Genomic DNA, 6,847 nt, shown 5'->3' on the forward strand with positions numbered 1-6,847 from the left:
AAATAGCATTTCCTTTAAAGCCAGCACGTCCTGTACGACCTATGCGGTGTACATACTCTTCTGCGTGTTTTGGTAAATCAAAGTTAATAACGTGCGTTACGCTTAACAAATCTAAACCACGAGATGCAACGTCGGTGGTGATCAATATTTTAAAGTTTTCGCGACTAAATGAATCCATGATATCTAAACGTTTGTTTTGCGTTAAATCACCAGCAAGCGCTACAGATTTGAAGCCTTTAGCATTAAGCGCTTCACTCAAACGGCTCGTGTCAGAACGCGTTGCTGTGAAGATAATACATTGACCAACATCATCTTGGTTTAAAAAATGCTCTAATAACGCTTCTTTATGATCAAGGTGATCGGCAAGGTATAACGTTTGTTTAATATCACTATGTTGCTCGTTTGCTGCACTTAGCGTAATTTGCTTTGGTTTTTTTAATAGGTTACGTGATAGTGCATCTACTTGTGCATGGTCAAGTGTTGCAGAAAACAATAACGTTTGGCGTAGACGGTGATTAGCTTGCTCGTTAATCATTTTTAACTGCTCGGTAAAGCCTAAATCTAAAATACGATCGGCTTCATCAAAAATAAGCAGTTCTAGTCCACTCAATTGCAATGAGCGTTTTGTAATGTGATCAGCTAAACGCCCAGGTGTAGCAACTACGAATTGTGGGTCGTTTCTAAGAGCTTTTATTTGGTCATTAAAGTTTTCGCCGCCAAGTATTTTAACTGCCTTAATAGCTGTGCCAGCAATTAATAAACGCAGCTGAGTAAATACTTGCGTAGCAAGCTCACGCGTAGGAGCAACAATAAGTACACGAGGATCGCGTTTACTGAGTGCTTTTTGTTTCATAACCCTTTGTACAGCAGGTAATAAAAACGCCAAGGTTTTGCCCGACCCAGTTTTAGACTGAGCGAAAATGTCATGCCCTGCAAGTGCGGTAGGCACTGCATGCGCTTGAATATCGGTGGGCTGGGTGATCCCTTGATGTGCTAGTTGTGTTTCAAGGCGTGTATCAATCCCAAGATCAGTAAACTGCAATGTGTGTTTCTCCAAAATGAGCAAATTAACTCTATAAATTTATCAGCGCATTATAGCTTACACAGCTAGGTCGCTAACAGTAAAAACCAATCTATAGCGCTATTTTTTGCAATTAAACTAAAAAAGCGTAAAATACGCGCCCCATATGCGCCGGATTTACGATTCGGTAGACGCCAATATTGGCTAACAAGGCAAAATAGGAAATATAATGACTGTTGTTCATAAAGATAATGTAACGGGCGATCACTTTGTAGTGTGTGCGCTGTATAAGTTTGTAGGTTTACCTGAATTTGAAGCTATCCGTAAGCCATTACTAGAAGTGATGGAAGCAAATGAAGTACGCGGTACTTTATTGCTCGCTGCCGAAGGTATAAACGGCACTGTTTCTGCAAAACGAGAAGGGATAGACAACTTATTAGCATGGCTAGATGAGCAACCAAATTTAAAAAACATCGTTACAAAAGAATCTTACGACGATGAATGTCCGTTTTACCGCACTAAAGTAAAACTAAAAAAAGAAATTGTAACAATGGGCGTTGAAGGCGTAGATCCGCTTAAAGTTGTGGGTAGCTATGTAAAGCCAAATGAGTGGAACGCACTTATATCTGACCCTGAAGTAATTTTAATTGATACACGTAATGATTACGAAATTGAAATTGGTACATTTCAAAATGCGGTCGATCCAAATACTAAAACCTTTCGCGAATTTCCACAGTGGGCAAAAGAAAACTTAGACCCTGAGAAACACAAAAAAGTGGCGATGTTTTGTACCGGCGGTATCCGCTGCGAAAAATCGACAGCCTACATGAAAGAGCAAGGTTTTGATGAAGTTTATCACCTTGAAGGCGGTATCTTAAAATACCTAGAAGAAGTGCCAAAAGAAGAAACCATGTGGGAAGGCGAGTGTTTTGTATTTGATAATCGCGTTGCGGTTGATCATGACCTACAAAAAGGCTCTTATGATCAATGCCACGCGTGTCGTATGCCAATTACAGAAGACGAAAAGTTAAAGCCTGAATACATGGAGGGCGTCTCTTGTCATCATTGTATTGAAGAAGTAACGGACGAACAACGCGCACGTTTTGCAGAGCGCCAAAAGCAAATAGAATTAGCGCAAGCGCGTGGTGAGGGCCATATTGGTAATGAAGCACAAGCTGTTTTACAGCAACGTAAAGAAGCTAAAAAAGCCCAAAAAGACGCTCAGCGCGGTAAATAAATTTATACAATAAGTATTACATTTAAAGAGTCTATTTAGGCTCTTTTTTTGTGCCTAAATTTGTACAGTAATTGTTTTCACACCCCGATGATAGTGTTAATCTGCAAAACAGATTTAGTCATTTTAATGCGCATACAGGAAGGGATTTATGCAAGCCGAACAAGTTGAAATCGCACAATTTTTAGCACAACATCCTCCTTTTGATGACTTACCTCAAAAAGCGCTTAATGAGCTAGCTCAACAAGTAGAAGTGGCTTATTTTAGAGCAAAAACAGATATCTTGAGTTTTGGACAAGACATTTCTGATTTGTATATAATTAGAAGTGGCTCTGTAGAAATGTACCGCCGAAATGGCGAGCTGTATAATCGTTTGGCTACCGCAGGTATATTTGGTCAAATGGGTTTATTGATGAACCGTAAGGTACGTTTTCCTGCAACTGCTCTTGAAGATACGTTAGTATATTGCATAAATGTCGAGCTATTTAATCGTTACTGTGATGAGTTTGATGCGTTTGCTGATTACTTCGAAACAGACGGTAACGTGCGTTTGCATCAAGCTATTGTCGAACAAGCCGATGGCAATGACCTGACAACCGCGAAGGTAAAATCATTAATTCACAGAGATGTAGTCACCGTAGATGCAACCTCTACGATACAAGATATCGCTAAATTAATGACCGAAGAGGCGGTATCGTCAGTGTTGGTAACCGATGTAAATAAACCCATAAATGATGACCCAGAAGAAGATGATGGACAAGTAGTTGGTATAATAACCGATAGGGATTTACGCACTAAAGTAGTGGCTAAAGGGCTTGCCTTTAACACGCAAGCAAAAGACATTATGTCCACTAACTTAGTACTATTAGATGCTAATGACTATATTTTCGAAGCTGTATTGGCCATGCTTAGAGATAACTTACATCATTTGCCAGTAGTACAAAAAAGACGCCCAATAGGAGTTATCTCCCTCTCTGATATTTTGCGTTATGAATCCCAAAGCAGCTTATTACTTGTACGTGGCATACTGGCTCAACAAACAATAGAGGATTTGGCGCATTATGCACGCCAATTGCCCAATGTGTTTGTTCGTATGGTGAATGAAGATGCAAACTCACACATGGTTGGTACAGCCATGGCTGTTATAGGGCGTACATTTAAACAAAGACTACTTGTATTAGCAGAAGAAAAGTTTGGGCCACCTCCTGTGCCTTACTGTTTTATTGCTCTGGGCTCAATGGCTCGAGACGAGCAACTTATTGTAACCGATCAAGACAACGCGCTTATTTTAGATGACAGTTATGACGACGAAAAACATAACGCGTATTTTCAAAATATTGCCGATTTTGTGTGTGATGGTTTAGCGCAGTGTGGTTACACCTACTGTGATGGAGAAATTATGGCGTCGTTTAAAAAATGGCGTAAAACTCGCTCACAGTGGTTCGATCAATTTGCAGATTGGATCGCGCAGCCAAAACCACAAGCATTGCTTAATAGTTCTATATTTTTTGACTTAGACGGTGTGTGGGGTAAAACCAAGTGGGCCGACGAGCTTAAAATATTTATAGCAAAACAAAGTAAAGTAAATCGCGTATTTTTAGCTAATATGGCAGCAAATGCTAGAAATAGAACACCTCCACTAGGTTTCTTTAAAGGCTTTGTTATGGAGCATAATGGCCAACATAAGCGTTCAATGAACTTAAAGCGAAGAGGGACTGCACCTCTTTCTGATGTTATTCGCGTGCACGCATTGGCTATTGGTTCGCGTAAACAAAATTCGTTTGAGCGACTAGAAGACATTATTGAAGCGAAACTTTTACCACAGGGTAAAGCGCAAGATTTACGTGATGCACTTGAGTATATTGCCATGATGCGAATTCGCCATCAAGCGTGGCAAATAGAGAAGGGCGAAGAGCCCGATAACGACTTAGATCCACATTTACTTTCTCCGTTCGAGCAACGAAACTTAAAAGAGGCATTCGCCATTTTAGAAAAAGCACAAAGCTATTTAAAATTTAGCTACACAGCAAACTCTGGTGTGAAGTAGCCTATGAATCCGCGTAATCATAAAGCAATTGATTGGCAAGCTAGGTATAACGAGCTTGCCAATAGCACCAAAAATAAACTCCTAAAACACTTTTATGCGGGTGCTTATAATCAAAACAAAGCTGCAATAAAAGACGTGCCTTTTGTAGCAATGGATTTTGAAACAACAGGCTTAAATAGTCAAAACGACGATATAGTGAGTGTTGGTTTGGTGCCGTTCAATTTAGAGCGCATTTATTGTAAGCACAGTCGGCATTGGGTTGTGCAGCCTAGGCGAAACCTTCATGAAGAGTCTATTTTAATACATGGAATAACGCATTCTGAGGTGGACGACGCCCCCGACTTTAATCAAATTATAGAGCCTTTACTTGAAGCGCTCAGTGGTAAAGTTGTCGTGGTGCATTATGCCGCAATAGAACGTCACTTTTTAAATAATGCGTTATTGTTAAGGCTTAAAGAAGGTATTGAGTTTGCACTTGTTGATACAATGGAAATAGAAAAAAGAGCGCTAAAAGCAAGGCAGGGTTTATTAGGGCGATTGTTTAACACAAAATTAGGTTCTCTTAGGCTAACAGATTGCCGTGCGCGTTATTCCCTACCAGCATATCAAAATCACAATGCGTTAACGGATGCACTTGCTACAGCAGAACTTTTACAAGCGCAACTGAGTTATCATTATCGTGTAGATACTCCAATCTCAGAGCTGTGGTTCTAGCTTTTAATGACCAAACAAAAAAACGCCGCAAAAATTGCGGCGTTTTCGTTACTAATTAAAAGTGTTACTTACTAAAAGTATTATTTAACTGGGCGAGGCTCAGTTCGTAAACCTAAAACTAAACTTAAACACATAAATAATAATACAATAGTAAATGGCAAGCCTGTAGAGACAGCACCTGCTTGTAGTGCTTCAATTGCTTGTGTGCCACCAATCCAAAGTAAAGCAGCTGCAATTGCGCCCTCAACCGATGCCCAAAATATACGTTGTGGTACCGGTGCATCAATTTTACCGCCAGCTGTAATTGAATCAATTACTAATGAACCAGAGTCAGATGACGTAATGAAAAATACCAACACTAATAAAATTGCAATAAACGATAAAATATTAGATAAAGGTAATTCATCAAGCATTTGGAACATAGCTAAAGGTACATCAGTTAAACCATTAGTGCCTAACGCACCAACACCATTAACTACTTGATCAATCGCAATACCACCGTAAATAGACATCCATAAAACAGTAACTAGAGTAGGAATAAGTAAAACCGCAATTAAGAATTCACGAATTGTACGACCACGTGATACACGCGCGATAAACATACCTACAAACGGTGACCAGGAAATCCACCAAGCCCAGTAAAACACAGTCCAACCATGCATCCATGTTTCGTCTTCACGACCGTGAGGATTACTCAATGGAATAATATTTTCTACATAGCCCATCACGGTAGTGGGTACATTACCCATTGCTACAGCAAAGCCTACTAAACATACAAACAATAATAATGAAAACGCAATTAGCATATTTACATTACTTAGTAGTTTCACACCACCGTCAATACCACGAACCACAGAGACAATGGCTAAAAGTGTTACACCCGCAATAACTAGAATTTGAGAGCCAATGCCACCTTCTGTACCAAATACATGGTTAATACCTGCAGAAGCTTGTTGCGCACCTAAACCTAAAGATGTTGCAAGGCCAAATAACGTAGCAAGTACAGCTAAGATATCAATGATATGGCCAGGCCAACCCCAAGCTCTATCACCTAATATAGGGTAAAAAATAGAACGAATTGAAAGCGGTAAACCTTTGTTATAGGTAAAAAATGCAAGAGATAAACCAACAACAGCGTAAATAGCCCAAGGGTGAAGACCCCAATGAAACATAGTTGCGCCCATTGCTAATTTTGCAGCTTCTGGTGTATTAGCGGCTACATTAAGCGGTGTTTCGTACCAACCAGTAAAGTAAGCAACTGGTTCAGCAACGCCCCAAAACATAAGGCCGATACCCATACCGGCAGCAAATAACATAGCAAGCCATGAAACGCGAGAGTGAGAAGGTTTAGCGCCATCACCACCAAGGCGAATATTACCGTAAGGAGAAACAATAAGTGCTAAACAAAAGAGTACAAAGAAGTTAGCAGCCCACATAAATAGGGCATCAAAATTATTAATAATATCGGTCTTGATACTATCAAGCGCTGTTTTTGCAGTTTGTGGGTCGGTAACAAGTATGGCGATTAAAAAGATGACAATCAGGCCCGCACTAGTTCCAAAAACAGGGTTGTGAATATCAAACCCCCACTTTTGTACGTTGTCCTGACCTACGGTGTAATCCGTGTTGTCAATACTATATTTGTCATGATTTTCCTTCATGCAATACCTCTTTAGTTGTCCTAACAAGCCAAAATAAATTCGGCGTCATATCGAATTACATTAGTCTTTAAATATTAAGTAAAAAGTAATACCGTAATTATTTGAAGACTAACTAATTTGAAGCGTGATCATACAGCTAGTAGTGTATGAGTTAAATATTAAATGTAAAT

The 6,847-nt window shown here is 39.7% G+C and carries 5 protein-coding genes; 3 read left to right on the forward strand and 2 right to left on the reverse strand.

What is annotated here, in order from left to right; translation table 11 throughout:
- A partial coding sequence (locus tag H5072_RS08700; RefSeq protein ID WP_182693284.1) for a DEAD/DEAH box helicase occupies positions 1-1,042 on the reverse strand: 1,042 nt, incomplete at its 3' end.
- 208 nt (positions 1,043-1,250) lie between these two features.
- On the opposite strand from H5072_RS08700, the gene H5072_RS08705 reads away from it, so the two are divergent.
- The 3 genes from H5072_RS08705 (at position 1,251) to H5072_RS08715 (ending at position 5,016) form a co-directional block, all read left to right on the forward strand.
- Positions 1,251-2,258 (forward strand): rhodanese-related sulfurtransferase, encoded by a 1,008-nt coding sequence (locus tag H5072_RS08705; protein ID WP_002961191.1) that lies wholly within the window; start codon positions 1,251-1,253, stop codon positions 2,256-2,258.
- A 148-nt stretch (positions 2,259-2,406) separates the two neighbouring features.
- On the forward strand, positions 2,407-4,302 hold the full coding sequence (locus tag H5072_RS08710; protein ID WP_182693285.1) for a DUF294 nucleotidyltransferase-like domain-containing protein: 1,896 nt from the start codon (positions 2,407-2,409) through the stop codon (positions 4,300-4,302).
- A 3-nt stretch (positions 4,303-4,305) separates the two neighbouring features.
- Positions 4,306-5,016, forward strand: a complete 711-nt coding sequence (locus H5072_RS08715) for a 3'-5' exonuclease (RefSeq protein ID WP_182693286.1) — start codon at positions 4,306-4,308, stop codon at positions 5,014-5,016.
- 80 nt (positions 5,017-5,096) lie between these two features.
- Here the strand turns inward: H5072_RS08715 and H5072_RS08720 are convergent, their stop codons facing one another.
- The gene (locus H5072_RS08720; protein ID WP_182693287.1) at positions 5,097-6,677 is read right to left on the reverse strand and encodes a BCCT family transporter; all 1,581 of its coding nucleotides are present in this window, start codon (positions 6,675-6,677) and stop codon (positions 5,097-5,099) included.
- Positions 6,678-6,847: the final 170 nt, after the last annotated feature.

The sequence above is a fragment of the Pseudoalteromonas sp. SR45-5 genome (genome assembly GCF_014163565.1).
In the GTDB taxonomy this organism is placed as follows: domain Bacteria; phylum Pseudomonadota; class Gammaproteobacteria; order Enterobacterales; family Alteromonadaceae; genus Pseudoalteromonas; species Pseudoalteromonas distincta.